19 protein-coding genes and 1 pseudogene are annotated in these 22,599 nt (G+C 65.0%); 5 read left to right on the top strand and 15 right to left on the bottom strand.

Going from position 1 to position 22,599, the window contains the following annotated elements:
- Window positions 1–131: 131 nt before the first annotated feature.
- The 3 genes from Q8N40_RS01175 to Q8N40_RS01165 all read left to right on the top strand — a co-directional run bounded on the left by Q8N40_RS01175 (window position 132) and on the right by Q8N40_RS01165 (window position 1,670).
- Window positions 132–269, top strand: coding sequence for a hypothetical protein (locus Q8N40_RS01175; RefSeq protein WP_305710504.1), 138 nt, complete (start codon window positions 132–134; stop codon window positions 267–269).
- A 208-nt stretch (window positions 270–477) separates the two neighbouring features.
- Window positions 478–777: a hypothetical protein gene (locus Q8N40_RS01170; RefSeq protein ID WP_305710503.1), complete on the top strand. Its 300-nt coding sequence runs from the start codon at window positions 478–480 to the stop codon at window positions 775–777.
- The gene (locus Q8N40_RS01165) at window positions 774–1,670 is read left to right on the top strand and encodes a 50S ribosomal protein L11 methyltransferase (RefSeq protein WP_305710502.1); all 897 of its coding nucleotides are present in this window, start codon (window positions 774–776) and stop codon (window positions 1,668–1,670) included. Before Q8N40_RS01170 ends, Q8N40_RS01165 begins: the two co-directional genes overlap by 4 nt.
- A 4-nt stretch (window positions 1,671–1,674) precedes the next feature.
- Here the strand turns inward: Q8N40_RS01165 and Q8N40_RS01160 are convergent, their stop codons facing one another.
- The gene (locus Q8N40_RS01160; protein ID WP_305710501.1) at window positions 1,675–1,860 is read right to left on the bottom strand and encodes a hypothetical protein; all 186 of its coding nucleotides are present in this window, start codon (window positions 1,858–1,860) and stop codon (window positions 1,675–1,677) included.
- 191 nt (window positions 1,861–2,051) lie between these two features.
- Between Q8N40_RS01160 and Q8N40_RS01155 the strand changes: the two genes are divergently transcribed.
- Window positions 2,052–3,881, top strand: coding sequence for an aminopeptidase P family protein (locus tag Q8N40_RS01155; protein WP_305710500.1), 1,830 nt, complete (start codon window positions 2,052–2,054; stop codon window positions 3,879–3,881).
- A gap of 152 nt (window positions 3,882–4,033) precedes the next feature.
- On the opposite strand, the gene Q8N40_RS01150 is transcribed toward Q8N40_RS01155, so the two are convergent.
- The gene (locus Q8N40_RS01150) at window positions 4,034–4,351 is read right to left on the bottom strand and encodes an EthD family reductase (RefSeq protein ID WP_305322204.1); all 318 of its coding nucleotides are present in this window, start codon (window positions 4,349–4,351) and stop codon (window positions 4,034–4,036) included.
- A 76-nt stretch (window positions 4,352–4,427) separates the two neighbouring features.
- Entirely contained in the window at window positions 4,428–6,590 is a 2,163-nt protein-coding gene (gene ligA, locus Q8N40_RS01145; protein WP_305710499.1) for an NAD-dependent DNA ligase LigA, read from the bottom strand.
- A gap of 225 nt (window positions 6,591–6,815) precedes the next feature.
- Between ligA and Q8N40_RS01140 the strand changes: the two genes are divergently transcribed.
- Window positions 6,816–7,103 carry a GIY-YIG nuclease family protein gene (locus Q8N40_RS01140; RefSeq protein WP_305710498.1) on the top strand — a complete coding sequence of 96 codons (288 nt, stop codon included), beginning with the start codon at window positions 6,816–6,818 and terminating at the stop codon, window positions 7,101–7,103.
- Between the two features lie 93 nt (window positions 7,104–7,196).
- Here Q8N40_RS01140 and recN read toward each other — a convergent pair whose 3' ends face one another.
- From recN to murD, 12 genes and pseudogenes are all read right to left on the bottom strand, one after another.
- Complete coding sequence (gene recN, locus Q8N40_RS01135) at window positions 7,197–8,870, bottom strand: DNA repair protein RecN (RefSeq protein ID WP_305710497.1); 1,674 nt, start codon at window positions 8,868–8,870, stop codon at window positions 7,197–7,199.
- 26 nt (window positions 8,871–8,896) lie between these two features.
- Window positions 8,897–9,793, bottom strand: a complete 897-nt coding sequence (locus Q8N40_RS01130) for an outer membrane protein assembly factor BamD (RefSeq protein WP_305710496.1) — start codon at window positions 9,791–9,793, stop codon at window positions 8,897–8,899.
- 401 nt (window positions 9,794–10,194) lie between these two features.
- Window positions 10,195–11,154 carry a UDP-3-O-acyl-N-acetylglucosamine deacetylase gene (lpxC, locus tag Q8N40_RS01125; RefSeq protein ID WP_305710495.1) on the bottom strand — a complete coding sequence of 320 codons (960 nt, stop codon included), beginning with the start codon at window positions 11,152–11,154 and terminating at the stop codon, window positions 10,195–10,197.
- A gap of 351 nt (window positions 11,155–11,505) precedes the next feature.
- Window positions 11,506–13,293, bottom strand: a complete 1,788-nt coding sequence (gene ftsZ / locus Q8N40_RS01120) for a cell division protein FtsZ (RefSeq protein WP_305710494.1) — start codon at window positions 13,291–13,293, stop codon at window positions 11,506–11,508.
- 90 nt (window positions 13,294–13,383) lie between these two features.
- Complete coding sequence (ftsA, locus tag Q8N40_RS01115) at window positions 13,384–14,706, bottom strand: cell division protein FtsA (RefSeq protein ID WP_305710493.1); 1,323 nt, start codon at window positions 14,704–14,706, stop codon at window positions 13,384–13,386.
- A complete protein-coding gene (locus Q8N40_RS01110; RefSeq protein WP_305322670.1) occupies window positions 14,703–15,701 on the bottom strand; it encodes a cell division protein FtsQ/DivIB in 999 nt (332 codons plus the stop codon). The genes ftsA and Q8N40_RS01110 overlap by 4 nt, the downstream gene beginning before the upstream one ends.
- Window positions 15,702–16,054: 353 nt before the next feature.
- Window positions 16,055–17,050, bottom strand: coding sequence for a D-alanine--D-alanine ligase (locus Q8N40_RS01105; RefSeq protein ID WP_305710492.1), 996 nt, complete (start codon window positions 17,048–17,050; stop codon window positions 16,055–16,057).
- Window positions 17,051–17,174: 124 nt separating this feature from the next.
- Complete coding sequence (gene murB / locus Q8N40_RS01100; RefSeq protein WP_371135585.1) at window positions 17,175–18,143, bottom strand: UDP-N-acetylmuramate dehydrogenase; 969 nt, start codon at window positions 18,141–18,143, stop codon at window positions 17,175–17,177.
- Window positions 18,101–19,504, bottom strand: coding sequence for a UDP-N-acetylmuramate--L-alanine ligase (murC, locus tag Q8N40_RS01095; RefSeq protein WP_305710490.1), 1,404 nt, complete (start codon window positions 19,502–19,504; stop codon window positions 18,101–18,103). Before murC ends, murB begins: the two co-directional genes overlap by 43 nt.
- 158 nt (window positions 19,505–19,662) lie before the next feature.
- Window positions 19,663–20,766, bottom strand: a complete 1,104-nt coding sequence (gene murG, locus Q8N40_RS01090; RefSeq protein ID WP_305710489.1) for an undecaprenyldiphospho-muramoylpentapeptide beta-N-acetylglucosaminyltransferase — start codon at window positions 20,764–20,766, stop codon at window positions 19,663–19,665.
- Window positions 20,767–20,940: 174 nt separating this feature from the next.
- Window positions 20,941–22,092 (bottom strand): putative peptidoglycan glycosyltransferase FtsW, encoded by a 1,152-nt coding sequence (locus Q8N40_RS01085; RefSeq protein ID WP_305710488.1) that lies wholly within the window; start codon window positions 22,090–22,092, stop codon window positions 20,941–20,943.
- 221 nt (window positions 22,093–22,313) lie between these two features.
- Window positions 22,314–22,599 (bottom strand): annotated as a pseudogene (murD, locus tag Q8N40_RS01080) (UDP-N-acetylmuramoyl-L-alanine--D-glutamate ligase); the annotation flags it as partial.

The following is a 22,599-nucleotide window of genomic DNA, read 5'->3' as shown; positions in this document are numbered from 1 at the left end:
GCAGCGGCGCCCATCCCGGCGGCGGCGTCACCGGCGCTCCCGGCCACAATGCCGCGCGGGTGATTTTGGGCGATCACCGAGCGTTGTTCAAGTGAGGGACCGCAGGTCCCGCAGACCCATCAGGTGATCGAATGAATTCTCATGCCCGCAAGCCCCGACCTATCCACCATTCGCCGATGTTCTGGATCGGCATTGTGATGTGCCTGGCCGCGATCGCGATCTATCTGTGGTCGGACGACCTCTCCTGGTGGCCGTCAGCCGGACGCTGACCCGCTTTACAACCGGTTGAAGACCGGTGGACAGGCTGTGGAAAACCAGTGGATAAATTGGTGGAACCGGCTGTGGATTGGCTGTGCAAATCCCGGCGGCTAGCCTGTGAACAATCCTGATATGTTCGCTGTATGACCTCTGGGACAACTCCTGTAGCTTGCCGCCAAACATCAATGCGTCAAAGGGCTTGGCGTAAAGCGGGGTGGCATGACTGTTGAGGATCCGAATCAACTCCTTGCGAAAGAACGGGCCAGCCAGTACGCACCGGAGCCCAAGTACCGCCCTGGCGAAGTAGGCTCCATGTTCGCCTTCAGTGCGGTGTTGATCATCATCCTGTTCACGACATTCACCGGGATAGACCGGGAGAAGTCGGCGCTGGCCGAAGGGATCATCGTCCTCGTCAGTTTTGGGCTTCCGTTCTGGTACGTCAGGAACCTGCGCCAGAAGCACATTGACGCCGTCGCTCAAGAACTCTCAAAGATTGAAGAGGCGAAAAGCCCTCGATGACATCAACCATCACTCCCGCGACCCGCCGAGCCAGCTTTGTTATCGGCAATGAGCAGGCCGCCAAGCGCGTGGTCGATCTGCTGGATGAAAGTTTCCTGGAGGGCCAGGCCGCGATCACCGCATTCGAGGGGGCCGGCGGGCGCTGGGATGTCATCGTGCATTTCGCCGAACCGCCCGACGAGAGCGCGATCCGGGAGTTAGTCGGCCTCGCGGCCGGGGATGAGGCCGCGCGGGATCTCGCGTTCGATACCGTCGAGGCCAAGGATTGGGTCAAGGCAACGCTTGCAGATCTGGTCCCGGTCCGCGCCGGGCGCTTTGTCGTGCATGGCCGGCATGACCGCTCAAAAGTGCCGACCAACAAGCTCGGCATCGAGATCGAGGCGGCGCTGGCGTTCGGCACCGGGCACCACGGCACCACACGTGGCTGCCTGCTGCTGCTCGACGAGGTGCTGAAGGCGCACCTGCCCCGCCGCGTGCTCGATCTCGGCACCGGCACCGGAGTGCTCGCCATCGCCGCGGCGAAGGCGCTGCGGATAAAGGTGCTGGCGAGCGACATCGATCCGCTCGCGGTCCGGGTGGCCAGGGAAAACGCCAGGCTCAACGGCGCCGGTGAACTGGTGCAGGCGATTCCCGCCACCGGCTTTGCTGCCCCGGAATTTCTAAAGCGCGCGCCGTTCGACCTGGTGCTGGCGAATATTCTCGCCAATCCGCTGCGGCAAATGGCAACGCCGATGGCGCAGCATCTGGCGCCATCGGCGTTGGTGATCCTGTCGGGGCTATTGCCGCAGCAGGCGCAAAGTGTGGTCGCGGCCTATCGCGCGCGCGGGCTGGTACTGAAGAGGCATCTCCTGATCGAAGGCTGGAGCAGCCTGCTGATGCAGCGCGTGGGCTGAGAATCTAATCGGGCGGCTTGGCCTCGTGGCGCGCGATCACGCCCTTGTCGCCGTGCCTGGTACGCTTCACGCGCGCCTCGACGAACCGGTCCAGCATCTGGACAATGACACCGCGTTGCTTCTGTTCGATCGGTGGAATCGGGCCGCGGCGAACCGGCGGCGAGATCTTCTCAAACGTAAAAGCAGGCATTGTGCATCCCCTCGTCATTGAGTTGAAACACTCCCGGCACTCCTCCGGATATGTCTGGAACAATTGCCTGTGACGACATTCGTTCCATCCCGTCTAATGCAGGTGCTGATATTCAAGCACAATTCGTGCCAAATCGGTTTGATATGGATCAGATTGCGAAGTCCTCCTCGCAATCCTAAGGTGACCGCGCGATGTTCGAAGCCCATTTCCAGACATTCGAAGACCCTGAGGCAGGCGTAGCGCTGACGGCGCGGCTGGCGGCGTTTCGCGAGGAACTGGCGCGGCGCAAGCTGACGGGATTCGTGATTCCCCGCGCCGATCAGCAGCAAAACGAATATGTCGCGCCTTCCGAAGAGCGGCTGGCCTGGCTGACCGGTTTTACGGGATCCGCCGGAATCGCCATCGTTCTCACCCAGCAGGCCGCCGTGTTCGTCGACGGCCGCTATACCCTGCAGGCTGCCAGGCAGGTCGATGCCAAGGCCTGGCAGGTCGAGCCGCTGGCCGATCCGCCGCCGGAAAACTGGCTGGCGCGGCATCTGGTGGCCGGCGACCGCCTCGGATTTGATCCGTGGCTGCATACTTCCGCGGCAGCCGAACGGCTGGCCGGGGCCTGCGCCGGGGCCGGCGCGGAACTGGTCGCGGTCGACAGCAATCCGCTCGATTCGGTGTGGACCGAGCGCCCGGGGCCGCCGGTCGGCCCGGTTGCCATTCATGGCCCGCAATTTTCCGGCGAGGCGGAAGCCGAAAAGCTGCGGCGGATCCGGTTCGAGATCGCGCGGCTCGGCGTCGAGGCGCTGATGCTGTCGGATTCGCACGCGGTGGCCTGGACCTTCAACATCCGCGGCGCCGACGTCTCCCACACGCCGCTGCCCTTGTCCTATGCGCTGGTGCCGAAAGAGGGCCGGCCTACCGTGTTCATCGATCACCGCAAGCTTTCCAACAGCGCGCGCGACCATCTCGAGCAATCCGCCGATGTCGAGGAGCCGGATGCGCTGACACCGAAGCTCACCACGCTGGCGCAGGCGGGTGCCGCGATCGCGCTCGACGGCGCCACCGCCGCCGACGCGCTGAGCCGCCTGATCATGGCTGCCGGCGGCAAACCGGTGCGCGGCAACGATCCGGTCAGCCTGCTCAAGGCAGTGAAGAATTCCACCGAGATCGAGGGCACCCGCACGGCGCATCGGCGCGATGCGGTGGCGCTGACGAGATTTCTGGCCTGGATCGACCGCGAGGCGCCGACCGGCGCTCTCACCGAGATCGACACCGTCGAGGCGCTGGAAAGCTTCCGCCGCGATACCGGCGCGCTGAAGGATGTTTCGTTCCCGACCATCGCCGGCACAGGGCCGAACGGCGCCATCGTGCATTACCGCGTTAGCCGCAAATCCAACCGGCGGATCGCGCCGGGCGATCTGTTGCTGATCGATTCCGGCGCGCAGTACGAAGACGGCACCACCGACGTCACCCGCACCATCGCGATCGGCGAGCCCACCGCGGAAATGCGCGACCGCTTTACCCGCGTGCTGCGCGGCCACATCGCGATCGCCCGCGCGGTATTTCCCGACGGCACCACCGGGGCGCAGATCGACACGCTGGCGCGCCAGTTCCTGTGGCGGGCCGGCATCGATTTCGATCACGGCACCGGCCACGGCGTCGGCAGTTATCTGTCGGTGCATGAAGGCCCGGCGCGCATTTCCAAGCTCGGCACCACGCCGCTGAAGCGCGGCATGATCCTGTCCAACGAGCCCGGCTACTACAAGACCGACGGTTTCGGCATCCGGATCGAGAACCTCGAACTGGTGGTCGCCGCCGACATCGCCGGCGCCGAAAAGCCGATCAACGCGTTCGAGACGCTGACGCTGGCGCCGATCGACCGGCGGCTGATCGATCTCGGCATGCTGGATGGCGGGGAATTGAGCTGGCTCAACGACTATCATGCGCGGGTGCGCCGCGAGGTGCGGCCGCATCTGGATGAGGCGACGAAGCTGTGGCTGGACGCGGCGACGGCGCCGCTGGGGGTGTGAGCGCTCAAAGGAAGGGGCAAGCCCAAACAAAAAATGCGAAAACAACCCCATGTACAGAAGGGCTGGACGGGCTGCAGTTGTCCTGCCACAAGATATAGTATGCCGCGGCTTCCCGGTTCTAATGCAGCAGCGTGACGCCGCGGCGCCTCACCTCATTTCTCGACGACGACTTCGCTGATCTGCATGACCGGCGCGATGTCGGTGTAATTGGGGATATCCGCCATGATCTCCCTGGCGTGCGGGCCAAAGCCCTTCTGAAACGTTTCGACCGAGTCGGCGAAGATGTGGCACATGCCGACATAGGTCGCGGGATCGCCGGGCGCGCCGCCGGCAAGACCCTTGTCGACGGTGTAATACTTGCAGGCGTCGCCCATACGCGCCTTCACCAGCGGCATGTGCTTGTCGCGGTAATATTGATGATCGAAGCGCGCGCCTTCCTTGTTGGGATACATCACACTGACCTTGATCATGAACTTCCTCCGGGTTGGTCGTTTATGAGTCAAGTCTGGCGCGCCCGACGCGTTGCGTCAACGCAGCGTAACCGCATCACTCCCCGATCAGCTTCAGCCAGTCATCTTCGCTCAGCACGGCTACGCCGAGCTCGCGCGCCTTTGTCAGTTTGGAGCCGGCATCCTCGCCCGCGACCACATAGTCGGTCTTCTTCGAGACCGAGCCCGCGACCTTGGCGCCCAAGCGTTCCGCTACCGCCTTGGCTTCGTCGCGGGTGAATTTCGTCAATGATCCCGTAAACACCACGGTCTTGTCCGATACCGGCGAACTCTTGCGCGGCCGTTCGGCCGGCTTGACCTCGTCGAGTTCGTCGATCAGCTGGCCGAGCGCCTTGACGTTGCGCGGCTCGGCGAAGAACTCGACCACCGCATCCGCGACGATTTCGCCGACACCGCCGATATCGTTGAGGTCCTGATAGGCCTCCGTGGTATTGCCCTCGCCGGTGCCGCCCTTGGCGGCCGCCAGCATGGCGTCGCGAAACGCTTCGAAGGTCCCGTAATGCCGGGCCAGCAGCTTGGCATTGCCCTCCCCGACATGGCGGATACCGAGCGCGTAAATCAAGCGGTGCAACTCGATGCTGCGGCGGGCGTCGATGGCGGCGAACAGATTGCGTACCGAGGTTTCGCCGTAGCCTTCGCGTTGCATCAGCTTGCTTTGTGAACGCGCATCGCGCTTCTGCAGCGTGAAGATATCGACCGGCGACATCACGAGACCGTCCGCATAGAATTCCTGGATCTGCTTGTCGCCGAGCCCGTCGATATCGAACGCCAGCCGCGACACGAAATGCTTCAATCGCTCGGTCGCCTGGGCCGGGCAGATCAGCGCCCCGGTGCAGCGGCGCACCACCTCGTCATCCTCGCGGACCGCATGACTGCCGCACACCGGGCAAGTCTCGGGAAACTTGTAGGGTTTTGCGCTCTTCGGCCGCTTCTCCATGACGACGCTGACGACCTGGGGGATCACGTCACCCGCACGCTGCACCACGACGGTATCTCCGACGCGAAGGTCAACGCCGTCACGAATGGGATTTCCATCGTTGCCGATGCCCTTGATGTAATCCTCTTTGTGCAGCGTCGCGTTCGAGACGACGACGCCGCCGACCGTGACCGGCTCGAGCCGGGCCACCGGTGTCAGGGCGCCGGTACGGCCGACCTGGATATCGATGCCGTTGAGAACGGTCGTCGCCTGCTCCGCCGCGAACTTGTGCGCAATGGCCCAGCGCGGACTGCGTGATACAAAGCCGAGTCGGTCCTGCCAGTCGAGCCGGTCGACCTTGTAGACCACGCCATCGATGTCGTAGCCGAGCGTGGCACGCTCCTGCCCGATCCGGCGGTAGAATTCGAGAACGGCATCGACATCCTTGCACAGCTTCGTCCGCGGATTGACGGCGAAGCCGGCTTTGTCCATCCAGTCGAGCATGCCGTGCTGGGTGTCGGCCGGACGCTCGCTCATCTCGCCCCAGGTATAGGCGAAGAATTTGAGGGGCCGCGACGCGGTGATCGAGACATCCTTCTGGCGCAATGAGCCCGCCGCGGAATTGCGGGGGTTGGCGAACACCGTATCGTCCGCTTCCGCCTGCTTCCTGTTCAGCTCGATAAAATCCTTCTTGAGCATGTAGACTTCGCCGCGCATCTCGCAGGCCGCGGGAATGTTGCGGCCCTTCAGCCGGTGCGGAATGTCCTTGATGGTGCGCACATTGGCGGTGACATCCTCGCCGGTAAAACCGTCGCCGCGCGTCGCCGCGCCGACCAGTTCGCCGGCCTCATAGCGCAGCGACAGCGACAGGCCGTCGATCTTCGGCTCCGCGACGAGGGCTGGAATGTGCCCGGCATCGAGTTTGAGAAACCGCCGGATGCGCTCAACGAATTCGGCCACATCCTCGTCGCTGAAGGCATTGCCGAGCGACAGCATCGGAACGGCATGCTGTACTTTCGCAAAACCGCGCGCCGGCGCCGCGCCGACCTTCTGCGACGGCGATTCCCCGCTCACGAGGTCGGGAAATTTCGCCTCGATCGCCTCCAGCCGCAGGCGCAACGCGTCATACGCCGCATCCGATACGGTCGGTGCGTCCTTCTGATAGTAGCGTTCGTTGTGGGCCTCGATCTCCAGCGTCAACCGCATCAGTTCGACCTTGGCCTGGGCCTTGGTGAGCTTGGCGACGTCGGTGGGGGAGCTGCTTTTTTTTGATTTTGCCATCATGATGAAGCTAAAGGGTTGTCATTCCGGAATGGTCCGCAGGACCATATCCGGAATCTCGATGTTGTGAGTACCGAGATTCCGGGTTCGCGTCTTCGACGCGCCCCGGAATGACGCTTAAATGAAAGTCATTCCGGGATGGTCCGCAGGACCAGACCCGGAATCTCGAGATTCCGGGTTCGATGCTTCGCATAGTCCCGGAATGACGGTGCGTAGAGATCGCGGATCATGGCTTACTACGTCTATATCCTGGCGAGCCGGAAGGATGGAGCGATCTATATTGGGGTGACGAACGATATCGTTCGCCGCATTTACGAACACCGGATTAAAGCAGTCCCGGGATTTACTTCCAAATACAATATCACACGGCTGGTATGGTTCGAAATCTACGACGATCCGATATCCGCGATTTCGCGCGAGAAAGAGCTGAAGAAGTGGAAGCGCGCCTGGAAGATGCAGTTGATTGAAACGCAGAATCCGCAGTGGGACGATTTGTACGAGTCGATCTGTACCTGAGTTCGTCATTCCGGGGCGATGCGAAGCATCGAACCCGGAATCTCGGGATTCCGGGTTCGCGCTCGCGCGCGCCCCGGAATGACGTTGAGAGATTTACGCCGTCGCCGCTCTCAGCAGCCGGTCCGCCGCGGCCCTCGCCTCCGCGGTGATCTCCGCCCCCGCCAGCATGCGGGCGATTTCCTCGCGGCGGTGGTCGGGGGCCAGCGCGTTGACGCGGGTGGCGACGCGTTTGCCCTTGTCGAGGGCGTCCTTGGAAATCAGCAGATGCTGGCTGGCGCGGGCGGCGACCTGCGGCGCGTGGGTGACCGCCATCACCTGCACCTTGCCGGCGAGCCTTGCCAGGCGGGCGCCGATCGCGTCGGCCACGGCGCCGCCCACGCCGGTGTCGATTTCGTCGAACACCAGCGTGGGCGCCGAGCCCTTGTCCGACAGCACGACTTTCAGCGCCAGCAGGAAGCGCGAGAGCTCGCCGCCGGAGGCGACCTTCATCATCGGTCCGGGTTTGGTGCCGGGATTGGTCTGCACCCAGAACTCGACGCGATCAAAACCCTGCGGGCCCGGCGACTTCGGATCGGAATCGATCTGCGCCATGAATTTGGCGCGTTCGAGCTTCAGCGGCGCCAGTTCGGCGTTGACGGCCTTGTTGAGCTTTTCGGCCGATTTTGTCCTGATGGCAGAGAGCTTTGTAGCTGCCGCGCCAAAACGCTTGTCGGCCTCACCGGCGGCCGCTTCGAGCTTTTTCAGTTGATCGGCGCCGGCATCGATCAGCGCGACGTCGGCGGCGTATTTCGCCGCCAGTGCCGCGAGCCCATCGACCGGCGTCGAATATTTGCGCGCGGCGGCGCGCAACGCGAACAGCCGCTCCTCGATGCGTTCAAGCTCGGCGGGATCGAAATCGGCGGCGATCAGCGCCGCCGTCAGATGCTGGTCGGCCTCCTCCAGCGCATTGATGGCGGCATCGATCGCCTTGACCGCGGGTTCGACCAGGGTGGGCGAATTGCCGGCGCGGCGCTCCAGCCGGCGCACCGCCGCCGACAGGCTCGACACCGGCGAATGATGACCGCTGACCGCATCCTGCGCCTCGCGCAGGTCGGCCGCGATCTTCTCGCCCTGCATCATGCCGGTGCGGCGCTCCGCCAGCGCGGTCTCCTCGCCGTCCTTCGGCTTCAGCTTCTTCAATTCATCGGAGGCATGGCGCAGATAATCCGCCTCGCGGGCGGCGCGCTCCATGCCGGCGCGGTGCTCGTCGAGCGCGGTCAGGGCGGCGCGCCGCGAATCCCACAGCGCCTCCAGCGCCACGACGTCCTTTTCGAGGCCGGCGAACGCGTCGAGCAGCCGGCGGTGGGTCGAGGCATCGACCAGCGCTCGCTCGTCATGCTGGCCGTGAATTTCGACCAGCGCAGAGCCCACCGCCTTCAGGGTCTGCACGCTGATGGCCTGGTCGTTGATGAAGGCCCGGGTGCGGCCGTCGGCCAATTGCACCCGGCGCAGGATCATCTCACCGGTGTCGTCGAGGCCGTTGTCGCTGAGAATAGCCGAAGCCGGATGTCCCCGGGGGATGTCGAACACCGCGGTGACCTGGCCCTGCTCCACGCCGTGGCGGACCAGGCCGGCATCGCCGCGGCCGCCGAGCGCCAGCGCGAAGGCATCGAGCAGGATGGATTTGCCCGCGCCGGTCTCGCCGGTCAGCACCGCGAGGCCACGGGAGAACTCGATATCGAGCCGCTCGATCAGGACGATGTCACGGATCGACAGACGGGCCAGCATGCCAGGTAATTTCCTAAACCAAATTCCTAGCCGAGACCCATTTTCTTGAAGGCCCGGGAAATATAGGAGCCCTTGTTTTCGCTGGGCTCGACTCCGCCGGACTTTACCAGATTATAGGCGTCCTTGTACCAGCGGCTGTCAGGAAAATTGTGGCCAAGTACGGCGGCGGCGGTTTGCGCCTCGCCGACGATGCCGATCGCCATATAGGCCTCGGTCAGCCGCGCCAGCGCTTCCTCGACGTGGCGCGTGGTCTGGTACTGCGTCACCACGGTCTTGAAGCGGTTGATGGCGCCGGTGAAATTGCGCTTCGACAAATTATAGCGGCCGACTTCCATTTCCTTGCCGGCGAGCTGGTCGCGCGCGCCCTCCAGCTTGGCCTTGGCGCTGTTGGCGTATTCCGAGGTCGGATATTTCCGGATCACTTCCTCGAGCGCGGCGATCGCCTTCTCGGTGCGGCCCTGGTCGCGGGAGACATCCGGAATCTGGTCGTAATGCGAGGCCGCGATCAGGTATTGCGCGTAGGCGGCGTCGGAGCTGCCGGGATGCAGGGTGACGTAACGGGTCGCAGCGCCGATGCAGCTGTCGTAGTCGCCGGAATTGTAGAACGAATAGGCCGACATCAGCAGCGATTTGCGCGCCCAGTCGGAATAGGGATGCTGGCGGTCGACTTCCTCGAACTTTTTCGACGCCGCCTTCGGATCCTTGCGCTGGTTCATGAGGTACAGGCCCTCATTATACAGCTTGTCGGCAGGCTCTTCGTTGAAGGTATCGTCCTTAGCGGTGAACTTGTCCCACAGCGAGCCGCCGCCGCATCCGCTCAGGACCGCCGCCAGCACCGCCAGGCTTGCGGCCAGCCGCAACTGCCGACCAAAATGAGCGAGCCGAGCGAGGTCCAAACGAGCCGTCATACGCTGTGCCGACATAGAAATAAGACCTGACGCCTGTGATGCGGAGCCCGCCACGCCATGAGCGTGGTCATGGACGCAATGATCGCCGTGCCCGTGGCGCCTTGTCGCGCAACCGCGGGCCTATTTAACCGAAAAAAGTCCGTTAACCAACCGAATACGCAGGCATTTCGCCCGGATTAAGGCGGCCGGACCGGTTTGCGGCCGATCATGGTTACCGCGGAAAATCGGGCGCGAGGGTTGTGATGCTTCAACAGGTTGAACCTCATCCTGAGGAGCCGCGCGCCTTCGCGCGGCGTCTCGAAGGATGGCAGCATGTGCCGGATGGTTCGAGACGCACACCGGCAGCGCAATAGCGCTGCCAGCGTGCTCCTCACCATGAGGGAATTGAAAGTGCCGCTCTGGAACCCAATGGAAAATCAGGAAACGTCGGGGCCGTAGGCTGGAGCGACCATGCCGCCCACCATGCCGCTGCCGACATCGGCACCGCGCGAAGAACGGCGGGCTGTTTCGGCTTCGACCACCCGCCAGGCGCTGCGATCGGCCATCAGGGCGGTCAGCACCGCGTGATTGAGCTTGTGGCCACCGCGCACCGAACGGAAGGCGCCCAGCAGCGGCAGGCCGGCCAGCGCGAGATCGCCGATCACGTCCAGCACCTTGTGGCGGGCGCATTCGTCGCTGTATCGCAGGCCCTCGGTATTGAGCAGGCGGGTTTCGTCGAACACCACCGAATTTTCGAACGAGGCGCCGAGCGCAAAACCGGCACTCCAGAGTCGCGCCACGTCATTCATGCAGCCGAAGGTGCGGGCGCGGGAGACCTCGCGGCGAAACCGTTCGGGATTGAGATCGAGCCTGTAGCTCTGTCGGCCGATCACCGCATTGGCGAAATCGATTTCGACCTCGGCGCGGAAGCCGGCCGCGTGCGGGCGCAATTCGCCGAACGAATCGCCCATCGTCACCTGTACCGGCTTCAACACCTGGATGAAGCGGCGCGCGGCCTGCTGCGCCACGATACCGGCCTGATCGATCGCGGCGACGAATGCCGCGGCGCTGCCGTCCATGATCGGAACTTCCGGACCATCGAGTTCGATGATGGCGTTATCGACACCCATGCCCCTGAGGGCTGCGAGCACATGCTCGGCGGTCGAGACCAGCGGGCCATCGCGGTCGCCCAGAACGGTTGCAAATTCGGTGGCGATCACAGATTCGGCGGTCGCCTGAACTTCGCGGTCGTCGCCATCGAGGCCGCAGCGGACAAAAATAAAACCCGCATCGACGGGTGCGGGTCCGAGGGTCAGGCTGACAGGTAAACCGGAATGAACGCCGACGCCCGTCACAGTGGCTTGCGACCGAAGCGTTGTTTGCCGGCTGAATTTCATTCTTAATTGCCCACTACCCGACTTACTAAAAGACGCGAACAAACCCGATCAGGTCAGCCGACTCGCCTTCAGTGTCCCCAAGTCACGGCAGACCATAATGACTGCCTCAAACAGCGCCAACTCACGCTTTTTTACCGATTGTTACCCTATCTCTGCCGTATTCGCGCCAAAGGTTAACCAAAATGCGGCGGCGACGGGCACTGCTTCGGCCCTTATATCCAATCACGAATAAATAATTAATCGTTTAATATCAGACGCTTGCCGGGAGCTCTGGCGCGTTTGAGGCGGCAAAAGCAAAGGTCCCGGCGGATACCGCCGGGACCTTTTTGGCCGTCAGATTTGTAACAAACTTCAGTTGGACTGGCGGCGCAGGAAGGCCGGGATATCCAAATGATCGTCGCCCTGTGGCGTTGCAGCAACAGGTGCCGGACGGCCGTGGACGTCCAGTCCCTGCGGCGCCGGCCGCCTGGCATATTCGGAGACCGGCTCATGCGCCGCGATTTGCTGCGCCACGGTGCGCTGGGGCTTGCGTTCCGGCATCGGCGGCATCGCCGGACCGGAGGCGCGGGCCGCGATCGGCGGCTCGGTCTCTTCGTCGCGGCGGCCGAGGCCGACATTGGCGAGGCGCTGCAGCAGCGACATCCGGGCCTTCTGCGGATGTTCCTCCTCGGCTTCGCCGCGGGCCTGGCGGATTTCGGCCTGGGCCGGCATCGGCAGGTCTTCGAACTTCGGCATCCGGGGCGCGCGGACCGGCGGACGCTCGGCGGCTTGCGGGATGAAGGTCTCGGGGGTCGCCGGCTCCGGGGTCTCGACGCGCGCGACGTCATGATCGGGGAACAGCGACGGCTTCTGCGCGATCGGGCGCACCGTGACGTCGCCATAGGATGCCTGCTGCAGCGGGGCGGCCTGCGGAGCTTCCGGGGCAACCGCGGCGGCGATCGCGGCCAAAGCGGCGCGTTCGACGCTGCTGGAAGCGCGCTGGGGTGCAGCGGGAGCGGCCTGCGCCGGGGTGGCGGCTTCGCCCTTCTGGGCGCGTTCGGCCATGCGGGCATTGTCGGCGCGCAGCCGCGCCGTCAGATCGGCCAGACGGGTGTCCGGCGCCGAGACCGGAGCAGCAGGAGCCACCGCGTTGGTCACGGCCGGCGCCGTGGTGCCGGCGTTGCGCGAGATCAGCGCCTGCTCGATGCCGGTGGCGACGACCGAGACGCGGATCACGCCATCGAGGGTCTCGTCGAAGGTGGCTCCGACGATGATGTTGGCGTCCTGGTCGACTTCCTCGCGGATGCGGGTAGCGGCTTCATCGACTTCGAACAGGGTCAGGTCCTTGCCGCCGGTGATCGAGATCAACAGGCCGCGGGCGCCCTTCATCGAGGAATCGTCGATCAGCGGATTGGCGATCGCGGCCTCGGCCGCGGTCAGCGCGCGCTTCTCGCCGGTCGCCTCGCCGGTGCCCATCATCGCCTTGCCCATCTCGCGCATGACCGAACGGACGTCGGCGAAGTCGAGATTGATCAGGCCTTCCTTGACCATCAGGTCGGTGATGCAGGCGACGCCCGAATAGAGCACCTGGTCGGCCATCGCGAAGGCGTCGGCGAAGGTGGTCTTCTCGTTGGCGACCCGGAACAGGTTCTGGTTCGGGATGATCAGCAGCGTATCGACCACCTTGTGCAGCTCGGCAATGCCGGCCTCGGCGGTGCGCATGCGGCGCTGGCCCTCGAAGTGGAACGGTTTCGTCACCACGCCGACGGTGAGGATGCCCATGTCGCGCGCGGTCTTGGCGATCACCGGGGCTGCCCCCGTGCCGGTGCCGCCGCCCATGCCGGCGGTGACGAACACCATGTTGGCGCCGGAGAGATGGTCGCGGATTTCGTCGATGACTTCCTGCGCCGCGGCGGCGCCGACATCCGGCTGGGAGCCCGCGCCGAGGCCTTGCGTGACCGCGGTGCCCATCTGCACGATGCGCTGCGCCTTCGACATGGTCAGCGCCTGCGCGTCGGTGTTGGCGACGACGAAATCGACCCCCTGAAGCCCGGCGGTGATCATGTTGTTGACGGCATTGCCGCCAGCGCCACCGACGCCGAAGACGGTGATCCGGGGCTTCAGTTCGCTGATGTCGGGGGGTGTCAGATTGAGTGCCATGGTTGCCTCTCGATTACGACGCGCGCGTTGGTTCGCCCCGGCCGGCGGCCGTGGGAGTCGGTGAATTCCTAAAGGTGCGGAAAAGAGTCATCAGAAGCCCTCGCGAAGCCATCGTCCGACCTTTCCGAAATAACCGTCTGTCCCTGTCCTGAGCTGCCGCGTATGCCGCGGTTCGACATGTTCGAGATGGGCGTATTGCGGATAGACCAGCAGGCCCGTCGGCACCGCGAACGACGCGCTCTTGGCCTCGTTGGGCAGACGGCCGAAGCCGAGCGGGCGGCCGATCCGCACCGGACGGCCGAGGATCCGGGTGGCCAGTTCGGGAATGCCGGCAAGCTGCGAAGCGCCGCCGCTCAAAACCACCCTCGCCCTCGGCTCTGCGGCAAAGGGGGAATCCGCGAGCCGGTCCCTGACCATTTCAAAAATCTCCTCGGCGCGATGCCGGACGATGTTCGCGATCGTGGCGCGGGACACGATCTGCGGAGCGTCCCGCTCGTTGTCGCCGGCAGCAGGCACGGACATCAACTCGCGCGCGTCGGACCCGCCGGTCAGCACGGTGCCATATAACGTCTTGATTCGCTCGGCATCCGCAATGCATGCGGAAAGGCCGCGCGCAAGATCCATGGTGATGTGTTGCCCGCCGACCGCGAATCCGCCGGCATGCACGAAACGCCCGCCGGAGTAGGTCGCGATGGTGGTGGTGCCCGCCCCCATTTCGACCACGGCGGCGCCGATATCGGCTTCATCGTCGGTCAAAACCGACAGGCCTGCGACATAAGGACTCGCCGCCATGGCCTCGACGTTGAGATGGCAGCGCTCGACCACCAGCATCAGGTTCTTGGCGGCGGTGGCTTCCGACGTGACCACGTTCATGTCGACGCCGAACTGGCGCGCGACCATGCCCCGGGGATCGCGGATGCCCTTGACGCCATCCAGCGCGTAACCGACCGGCAGCGCATGCAGCACGGTGCGGCCCTCGGCGGTGGCGTGGCGCATGCCGGTGGATGTGATGCGGGACACGTCGGCCGAGGTGACCGCGCCGCCCTTGATGTCGGCCGCGGCCTCGATCAGTTGACCCTGCAGCCGGCCGCCCGATACCGAGAGCAACACGGACTCGACCCGAACCTTGGCCATGCGTTCGGCCAGGGCCACCGCCTGGCGCACCGCCTGCTCGCATTCGGCGAGATCGACCACCGCGCCCGCCTTGACGCCGCGCGACTGGATCTGGCTGTAGCCGATCAGTTCGACGGCATGGCTGCGGCCGCGCAGCGCTTCGTTCGGCGGGCACGGCTTCAGCCGCGCGATCATGCAGGCGATCTTGCTGGTGCCGATATCGAGCGACGCCACCAGCGCGGTGCGCTTCTGCGACATCGGGCGCGTCTTCGGCGTCTGGTTGCGATCGAGGCCGGTCATGCGTCACCGGCCTTCTTCTTCGGCTTCTTTTCCTTGAACAGTTCTTCGCGGGCCTTGGCGGCGTCTTCCGACAATTGCACCACCAGCCGGTCCTGCAGCCGCATGTCGATCGCGACGATGTCGCGCGAGAACAGCCGGTCTTCCCGGTCGAGCTTCGACAGCGCCGCCAGCGCGTTGCCGACATCGTGTTCGGGCAACCTGATGTCGAGACCATCCTTGAGGCGCAGGTTCCAGCGCCGCTCGCCGACCAAGATCGCGGCCTTGGTCTGCTTCTTCACCTGCGGATAGCGGTCGAGCAGCGCGAGAAAATCCCGCGCGCGCGTATCGGCGCCCTTGCCGACCACCAGCGGCAGCGAAATGAAGCGGCGCGACAGATACGGCTCCAGCACCGCGCCGTCATCGGCAATCACGGCGAGCCGGCCGTCGTTCTGCCACAGCGCGAAGGCCGTGCGCTCGACGATATCGATCTGGAGCTGGCCGGGATAAAGCTTCAGCACCGTGGCTTCGCCGATCCAGGGATTGGCTTTCAGCTTGTCACGCACGGTGGCGGCGTCGAGGAACAGCAGCGACGAGCGGCCGTTGACGCCGCCGATCGCGAGCACCTCGTCCTGGGTCAGCTGCTTGCGGCCATTGATGGCGACCGCGGTGATGCGGAAACCGGCGGAATTGGCCATCGCATTGCGGGTGTCGCTCAGCGCCGCGGTGAATTCGGCGAGATGCCCGCCTCTGACGACGCCAAAGCCGATGCTGCCGACGAGCAGCAGCACGGTGGCGGCGACGCCGGCGCGGTTGGGAAGACAACGCTCGAGCAAGGCGATCAGGCGGTTCGGCTGCTCGCGCTGCAGACGCTGCTTCTTGGCAGGATTGTTGCCAACCTTGCGCGGCAAGCCCAGCCGCTCGCGCAACAGCACAACCGCGCCAATGGCGGCAGCTTTCAGGTCAGCCTGGGGCCTCAGCGATCTCAAGGATCGAGCGAGGCGTCCTGCACCATCCATTGCACGAGCTCGTCATATGTTGCCCGCAAGAAAACGCTTGCGGGTTCTGGCACATGGGACGTCCTTGCATGCCGGGTCGGGTGCTGGCCTCAAGTCAGAAGAGGCCAGGTTCCCGCGATGCGTCGTCGAAGCGGATATCCGCAACAGCTCACGCCCCGGCAGCCAAGCGCCACATGCGCCGCCAGCGTTAACCTTCGGACTTCCTGGTAAACAAAGTGTAAACCGGGTGCAGGCCGGGGCTGATTTGCACCGCGTTCCCGGGACTTTGCCCGACATTCGTATCATTTTTATCAATGGAACCGGCGCCACCCGCCGCCGGGCCCGCTCCGGCGGGATATTCCCCCCGAACGCGACTACCTGCGCGCGCGCTGCGCCGCCAGCGCGATCTGGCCGTGCAGGAATTCGGCAAATTCGATGCCCTGCGCCTTCAGCGCCTTCGGATAGAGCGAGGCCGCGGTCAGACCCGGCAGCGTGTTGGTTTCGAGGAAAATCGGTCCCTTCGGCGAGACAATGAAATCCGATCGGGAATAGCCGCTGCACGACAGCGCCTTGTGTGCGCTCTGCGCCTGCTCCATCAGCTGGGCCATGATCTCGGGGGCGAAACGGCCGGGGCAGATTTCCTGCGTGGAGGCCGCCAGATATTTGGCCCGGTAGTCGAACCCGAAGCCGCCTTCCGCCGGGATGATCTCGATCGGCGGCAGCGCGATGAGCGAGCCGTCCGGCTGCTCCAGCACGCCGCAGGTGGCTTCCGCGCCGGAGACGAACGGCTCGATCAGGTATTCCTCGGTCTTCGCCGCGTTGCGGACCGCCGCGAGGTCCTGCTGCGCGTTGACGAAAATCAGCCCGTAGCTCGATCCGTCGCGCGCCGGTTTTGCAATGAGCTTGCCGTATTGGGCAAACGCCGCATCGATGTCTTCCAGCGCGACGCCGCTCGGCGCCTCCACGCCGGCAAAGGCCGCGAAGCGCTTGGCCGCCACCTTGTCGAAGGCCAGATGCGACGACGCCGAGCCCGAGCCGGTAAAGGGGATGCCGCGCATTTCGCACATCGCCTGCAACTCGCCATTCTCCGCCCGGCCGCCATGCAGGCCGAGCACCAGCAAACGGTCCTCCGCGCTGGCCTTGTCGAGTGCCGCCTCGATCGCGCCGATGCTGGGACTACCCGGCTTGAAATCATCCTCGAACGGCCGCGTATGGCCAAGCAGCGCCCCGGAGCGGACCTCGTGCACGGTGTCGTCGACATCCCAGAACCACAAATCGGCTTCGGGCAGCGCCCGGTGCAGCGCCTGCGCCGAGGCGACCGACACCAGCCGCTCCTTGTTGGTACCGCCGAAAAGAATGGTGATTTGCATCATTTCGTTCCGCTGTTTTTTCTCTCGTCATTCCGGGATGATCCGAAGGACCAGACCCGGAATCTCTTCTTCGCGCCCAACTTCGAGATTCCGGGTTCGCGCTGCGCGCGCCCCGGAATGACGATTACGAGGGAATTCCGATCCGCTTGATTTCCCAGTGTAGCTCAATTCCGGAATTTTCCTTCACCCGCGCGCGCACGGTGTCGCCGAGGGTTTCGATATCGTGGCCGGTCGCGGTACCGGTGTTGATCAGGAAATTGCAGTGCATCTCCGACACCTGGGCGCCGCCGACGCGCAGGCCGCGGCAGCCGGCCGCGTCGATCAGCTTCCAGGCGCTGTGGCCGGGCGGATTCTGGAAGGTCGATCCGCCGGTCTTTTCGCGGATCGGCTGCGCGGTCTCGCGGTGGTACTGCACCTCGTTCATCCGTGCGCGAATGGCCTCGGGCGCGGCGATGGTCCCGCGAAAACGCGCCGAGGTGAAGATGATGGAGGGATCGACGCCGCTGCTGCGGTAGACGAATTTCATGTCGGCATTGCCAAACGTATGCTTGCTGCCGTCGCGGCCGATGCCGACGGCCTCGATCAGCACGTCCTTTGTCTCCGCGCCGTTGGCGCCGGCATTCATGCGCAGCGCGCCGCCGATGGTGCCGGGAATGCCGAAATAGAATTCCAGCCCGCCGATATTGGCCGCCGCCGCGGTCTCGGCCACGCGCCTGTCGAGCGCGGCGGCACCGGCGCTGACGATATCGCCCTTTGCGGCGGTCTCGCCGAACCCGCGCGGGCCGAGCCGGATCACCACGCCCGGAATGCCGCCATCGCGCACGATCAGATTGGAGCCGACGCCGACGACATGGACAGCAATCTCGCTTGGCAAATGCGACAGGAAATAAGAAAGATCGTCCTCATCCGCCGGCGTGAACAGCAGTTGCGCCGGACCGCCGACCCGGAACCAGGTCAACTCAGCCAGCGACTGGTTCGCCAGCAGCCGCCCGCGCAGCTCGGGCATCGCGGCTTTCAGGTCGCGCGTGATGTCGGGGAAGGTCGCCACTTTCACCCCAGCGCCTTCAACTCGCCCGGCAGCGCATAGGCCCATTGCGTAATGTTGCCGGCGCCGAGGCAGACGACGTAGTCGCCGCGCTTCGCAACGCCGGCGACGACGGCTGCGAGATCGGTGGATGCCGGCAGCGGGATCACCTCGCGATGGCCATGGGCGCGCAGGCCGAGGACAAAATGATCGCGGTCGATGCCCTCGATCGGCGCCTCGCCCGCCGGATAGACTTCAGCAACGACGACGGTATCGGCATCATTGAAACAGGTGCAGAATTCCTCGAACAGCGACTGCAAGCGCGTGAAGCGATGCGGCTGCACCACGGCGATGATCCGGCCGTCGGTGGAATCCCGCGCCGCCTTCAGCACCGCCGCGATCTCGACCGGGTGATGGCCGTAATCGTCGATGATGGTGACGCCGTTCCATTCGCCTGTTTTGGTGAAGCGCCGCCGCACGCCGCCGAAGCCGGCCAGCGCCTTGCGGATGGTGTCGTCGGACAGGCCGAGTTCATGCGCCACCGCGATCGCCGAAGTGGCGTTCAGCGCGTTGTGGCGGCCGGGCATCGGCAGCACGAGGTCGGCGATTTCGTGCGAGGTGCCGGCCACACGATCGCGAAACGCGACCCTGAATTTGGAACCGCCGCCGGAGGGGACGAGATCGAGCAGCCGCGCATCGGCCTGCGGATTTTCGCCATAGGTGATGATTCGGCGGTCCTCGATCTTGCCGACGATGCTCTGCACGACAGGATGGTCGATGCACATCACGGCAAAGCCGTAGAACGGGACGTTCTCGACGAAATGGCGGAACGCGTCCTGCACCGCCTCGAACGTCCCAAAGTGGTCGAGATGCTCGGGGTCGACATTGGTGACGATGGCGACGTCGGCCGGCAGTTTCAGGAACGTGCCGTCGCTCTCGTCGGCCTCCACCACCATCCACTCGCCGGCGCCGAGCCGGGCGTTGGTGCCGTAGGCATTGATGATGCCGCCATTGATCACGGTCGGATCGAGATCGCCGGCATCGAGCAGCGCCGCGACCATCGAGGTGGTCGTGGTCTTGCCATGGGTGCCCGCGATCGCGACGCAGCTTTTCAGCCGCATAAGCTCCGCCAGCATTTCGGCGCGGCGCACCACCGGGATGCGCTGCGCGCGGGCCGCCATCAATTCGGGATTGTCGCGCTTGATCGCGGTCGAGACCACCAGCACATCGGCGCCGGCGACGTTCTCGGCCTTGTGGCCGACCGAGATCCGGATGCCCTTCTCGCGCAGACGGTTGACGTTGGCGCCCTCGGAAGCGTCGGAGCCCTGCACGGTATAACCGAGATTGTTCAGGACTTCGGCGATGCCGCTCATGCCGATGCCGCCGATCCCGACGAAGTGGATGGGTCCGATCTCGCGCGGCAGTCTCATGCGGTTATCCCTGTCACTGTGGGTACTGGATGCCTTGCTTCGGCACGGCGTGACAAGGGCTTTTTCCGCCATTCCGGGGCGCACGCGGAGCGGGCGAACCCGGAATCCTGGGATTCCGGATCGGTCCGCTACGCGTCCCGTCCGGAATGACGAAGACGTCAGAGTCCCGCTGTCTTCACCACCAGATCGGCCAGCCGATCGGCGGCGTCCAGCCGTCCCATGGTGCGGGCGCTGGCCGCCATCGCGGTCAACCGCTCCGGCTCGGCGGCCAGCGCGGAGATTTCCGCGGCCAGCCGGTCGGGCGTGAAATCCGGCTGCGCAATCCGGATCGCGCCGCCCGCCTGCGCCAGCACGCCGGCATTGGCGAACTGATCCTGGTCGATCGAGCCGGGCAAGGGCACCAGGATCGATGGCCGGCCGATGGCGGCGAGTTCAGCCACGGTGCCGGCGCCGGAGCGCGAGACCACCAGATGGTTCGACGCCAGCCGCGCCGGCAGATCGATGAAGAACGGCGCCAGTTCGGCTGATATCCTGAGCCGGTCATAGACCGCGCGCACCCGCGCCATGTCTTCTTCGCGCACCTGCTGGGTCAGGATCAGCCGGCTCCACAACGCCGGCTCCAGCTTCTCGATCGCGCCGGGCACGATATCGGCCATCACCCGCGCGCCCTGGCTGCCGCCGACCACCAGCAGGCGGAGCGGGCCGGTCGCGTCAGGCGACGCAAATTTCAGCGCGGCCGCAGCGAGGATCGCCGGGCGCATCGGCATGCCGACGGTGATGGTCTTGCCGGCCAGCGCGGGGTCGCGATCGAGCACGCCGGGCAGCGAGGTCGCGATCGCACTGGCGCGGCTCGACAGGAACCGGTTGGCGCGGCCGAGCACCGCATTGGCCTCGTGAATGATGCCGGGCACGCCGAACAGTCTCGCCGCCAGCAGCGGCGGCAAGGTCGGATAGCCGCCGAAGCCGACCACGGCCACAGGCTTCAGTTTCCGCATCAGGTTGAGCGACACCGCGGTGCCGGCGGCAAGCAGGAAGCCGGTACGGGCCAGCGACCATGGCGTCCGGCTACGCACGGTCTCGCTCGGCACGACGTCGATGGTATCCCGGGTGAACAGGCCGCTGTAGCGCAGCGCGCGGGAATCGGTCGCAAGCCGCACGCGAAAGCCGCGCCGGATCAGCTCGACGCCAAGCGCCTCGGCGGGAAACAGATGGCCACCGGTGCCGCCGGCGGCCAGCAGAATAAGGGGCGATGAATTATCCATGAGGGCCTTGATAGCCGAGTACGCGCGAGGTTCAAGCCGTCATTCCGGGGCGCACGAAGTGCGAACCCGGAATCTCGAGATTCCCCCGGTGCGCAATTGCGCACCTGAGGTCTGGTCCTTCGGACCATCCCGGAATGACGGCAGCCGTCGCGCATACCCGCGCGGCGTTGGTCATCACGCGTAGTTGGGCGCGGCGTTGGCGTCTCCGATCGATTCCATCTCGGTGCGCGGTCGCAGCCGCGTCAGCGCCAGCATCATGCCGACGCTGTAGGCCAGCGAGATGATCGACGAGCCGCCGTAGGAAACGAACGGCAGCGACATGCCCTTGGCCGGGCTCAGTTGCAGATTGACCGACATGTTGATCGCGGCCTGCACCCCGAACAGGATGGCGAGGCCGGAGGCCGCGAAGCGCGAGAACAGATCCTCGGTGGCATAGGCGCGCGCCAGCGTGCGGATCACGACAAAGGCGAACAGCGCGAGCAGCGCCAGGCACAGGATGATGCCGAATTCCTCCGCCGCGACCGCGAATACGAAATCGGTATGGCTGTCCGGCAGGCTGCGCTTGGCGATGCCCTCGCCCGGGCCCAGCCCGAACCAGCCGCCGTTGGAGAAGGCTTCCATCGCCAGATCGACCTGGAAAGTGTCGCCGGTACCGGGATTCATGAAGCGCTTGATGCGGAAGGCGACGTGCGGCACCAGCAGATAGGCGCCGAACAGTCCGGCGCCCGCCGCCGCCGCAAGCCCCGCCACCCAGATCATCCGCATGCCCGCGATGAAGAACAGCGCGCCCCACACCATCAGGATCAGCAGGGTCTGGCCGAAATCGGGCTGCAGCACCAGCAGCGCCACCAGCGTCAGCAGCAGCCCGAGCGCGAACGAGGTCGCCGGCATTTCCGGCCGCCGCGCCGATTCCGCGAACAGCCATGCCGCCAGCACCACGAAAGCGGGCTTGGCGGATTCGGAAGCCTGGATGTTGACGCCGAGCAGCGTGATCCAGCGCCGTGAACCCTTGACCTCCGGTCCGATCAGCAGCGTCGCCACGATCAGCACGACGGAAACCGCGAACACGATCAGCGCGGCGCGCCGGATCTGCCGCGGCGACAGGAAGGAGACGCCGATTAGCACGATGAAGCACGGCAGCAGGAACAGCACATGGCGGTTGAAGAAGTGGAACGGATCGAGCCCGATCCTCGTTGCGACAGGCGGACTGGCCGCCAGCGACAGGATCACACCGCCCAGCATCAGCGCGATGATCGCCACGAGCAGCAGCCGGTCGACCGTCCACCACCATTCGCTGAGGGGGGTGCGTTGTTCGCGGGAGATCATGGGCGTTCCCAGGGAGGGGTTTGCCCATTGGTGGCCGAGGATGGTTTCCAAGGGGTTAATGGAAACGAACATCTTTATAAGCGGGACGAGCCAGCCGCTCAAAACAGGTCGTCATCCTCCGCGAAAGCGGAGGATCCAGTACGCCGCAGCGCCAGCGGTTGGCCCGCACGGCCTCCGGAATACTGGGTCACCCGCCTTCGCGGTTGACGAAAGCTCTGGACTCACACCACCGGCTTGACGCCCTCCAGCGCGGTGACGAGGTCGCGGAATCTGGCGCCGCGAATTTCGAAATTGCGGTACTGGTCGAACGACGCGCAGGCCGGCGACAGCAGCACGACGGGATCGACCAATCCGGAGGCCTGCGCATCGCGCGCGGCGCTGGCGACGGCGACTTCGAGGGTTCCGGAAATCTCGTGCGGCACCCGGTCGCCGAGCGTGCCGGAAAATTCCGCTGCGGCTTCGCCGATCAGATAGGCTTTTCGGATGCGCGGGAAATATTCTGTGAGC

This window comes from Bradyrhizobium sp., assembly GCF_030693485.1.
Classification (GTDB): Bacteria; Pseudomonadota; Alphaproteobacteria; order Rhizobiales; family Xanthobacteraceae; genus Bradyrhizobium.
This window is presented reverse-complemented; position numbering and strand designations above follow the sequence as displayed.